We start from the raw sequence: 2,120 nt of genomic DNA, 5'->3' as shown, positions 1-2,120 counted from the left end.
CTCACCATCACCGCGTAGCCAGAACAACCACCCCCCAAACCAAACAAATCCCCAGCTCAGCCCAGGTATTCACCCATTTCAGCTACAGTAACTTCGGATTAGTAAACTGGTCGCGGTGTTTTCGCTGGGCAGGGCGAACACGCCAGCGGTCGTCACGGCATTGTCGGGCCGTTTCGAGGTCCCGGTCGTCACGATGCCGCGTCCGCAGCTGGGCGCCGCGTTGTGGGCCTCCCACCGCCCGGGAGGTCGTCCCGGCGAAACGGACGGCCACGACGCGGCCCCAGGCGCACTCCAGAGCGCGGCACCCGTCAAGTGACTCAGGGCCGATCCGGCTGAATCGACACGGCGCCTCAGTCCTTTTCGCCCTTGTTTTCCGCGGCGGCGGCTTCCCTGAGTTCGTCGTTGCGAGCCTTGTCCTTCTCGATCTGCTCGCGTTTGGCTTGCTCGTCAGTGCCCTCGCCCGTGTCAATGTCGCCGGCGTCGTCGTTGTAGATGGGATCGCCGTCTTCGGTGAGCCAGTCGTTGACCGCGGTGCCCGTGACGGTTCCGCCCGAACCGGGCAGCACCACGGTGGGCCGGTCCTCGTAGGCCTGCATCATCTCCGCGGCGGCCTGCTTGGCGCCCTGGTCCAATTCGAGTTTCTCGCTCGCCTGCTGATCGGGGTCGTCACCAGCAGATATGTCGTCCTGCTCGCTCACTGGACTACCTTCCTGAGGTCATCGCTTCTGGATGAAGCGTTGATGCACCCGAGGTGCCACCAGGTCACTGCCCTGCTCGCTTGACGCGGTTGATGTCCAGCATGAGATCTGCAGGCCCTGGTGGTTGCCCGGGGCGTGTCGACCGTCGATAGGGCTGAGCGCCAACGCCGCGTCTGGCTGCGAGCGCCGATCAGTGAGCGGACCGGCAACCACGTCCCGGCACCAGCGGCACCAGAAAAGATGGGTGCCTCCCCACTGGGACTAGCAGCGAGGAGGCTGACGTGAAGTCTGCCAGCAATACCCCGACCGATACCACCCTGCCGCAGGAGCCGCCGGGGGGTGTGACCGCCGGTCTGGACTGGGCCCGCGACGACCACGCGGTCAGCGTCGTCGATGACCGGGGCCGCGAACTCGACCGAGCCACGGTGCCCCATAGCGCGCCCGGACTGCGGGAACTCATCGCTTTCCTGCGCCGCCATGGAGTGGGTGAGGTCGCCATCGAACGTCCCGACGGGCCAGTCGTCGACGCCCTGCTGCTCGCCGGTCTGGCCGTGGTGGTGATCTCGCCGAATCAGGTCAAGAACCTGCGCGGCCGCTACGGCTCGGCCGGCAACAAGGACGACCGGTTCGACGCCTACGTGCTCGCCGACACCCTGCGCACCGACCGCGCCCGGCTGCGGGCGCTGATCCCCGATACCGACGCCACCGTCGCCCTGCGGCGCGCCTGCCGCGCCCGCAAGGACTTGGTCAATCACCGTGTGGCCGTTGCCAATCAGCTGCGCGCACACCTGCGCAACGTGCTGCCTGCCGCCGTCGGATTGTTCAAAGACATCGACTCCGCGATCAGCCTGGCGTTCCTGACCCGATTCGACACCCAGGACAAGATCGACTGGCTGACCCCCAAACGACTCGGCGACTGGCTCGCCAAGCAGGGCTACTCCGGCAAGGTCGACCCCGCCGTGCTGCACCACCGCATCCTTGACGCTGCCCCCGGCGCAACCGGTTCTCACGGCAGCACCCAGGCCCACATCACCGCCAGCTACGTCGCACTGCTGGGCACCCTGGTCGCACAGATCAAAGCGCTCTCGACCCAGATCGAGGCACAACTGGACACCCACGCCGACGCCCACATCTTCACGTCCCTGCCCCGCGCCGGACGGGTCCGCGCCGCGCGCCTGCTTGCCGAAATCGGGGACTGCCGTGCTCGATTCCCCACCCCGGAGTCGCTGACCTGTCTGGCCGGCGCCGCGCCCTCTACGCGCCAGTCCGGCAAATCCCGCATTGTCGGATTCCGCTGGGCTTGCGACAAACAACTCCGTGACGCCGTCACCGACTTCGCCGCCGACACCCGACTGGTCAACCCCTGGGCCGCCGACCTCTACGACAGGGCCCGAACCCGCGGGCACGACCACCCCCACGCCG

The 2,120-nt window shown here is 67.3% G+C and carries 2 protein-coding genes and 1 pseudogene; 2 read left to right on the top strand and 1 reads right to left on the bottom strand.

The window, feature by feature from the left end; all coding sequences use genetic code 11:
- Nucleotides 1-91 precede the first annotated feature (91 nt).
- Nucleotides 92-244 (top strand): annotated as a pseudogene (locus AC2VON_RS13080) (hypothetical protein); the annotation flags it as partial.
- Nucleotides 245-350: 106 nt separating this feature from the next.
- Here the strand turns inward: AC2VON_RS13080 and AC2VON_RS13075 are convergent.
- The gene (locus AC2VON_RS13075) at nucleotides 351-698 is read right to left on the bottom strand and encodes a hypothetical protein (protein ID WP_369738203.1); all 348 of its coding nucleotides are present in this window, start codon (nucleotides 696-698) and stop codon (nucleotides 351-353) included.
- Nucleotides 699-1,015: 317 nt separating this feature from the next.
- On the opposite strand from AC2VON_RS13075, the gene AC2VON_RS13070 reads away from it, so the two are divergent.
- On the top strand, nucleotides 1,016-2,120 hold a 1,105-nt coding region (locus tag AC2VON_RS13070), incomplete at its 3' end, for an IS110 family RNA-guided transposase (protein WP_486953350.1).

The sequence above is a fragment of the Mycobacterium sp. TH-M82 genome, assembly GCF_057473605.1.
Note: the sequence above shows the minus strand (reverse complement) of the source record. Positions and strands in the feature narration are given on the sequence as shown.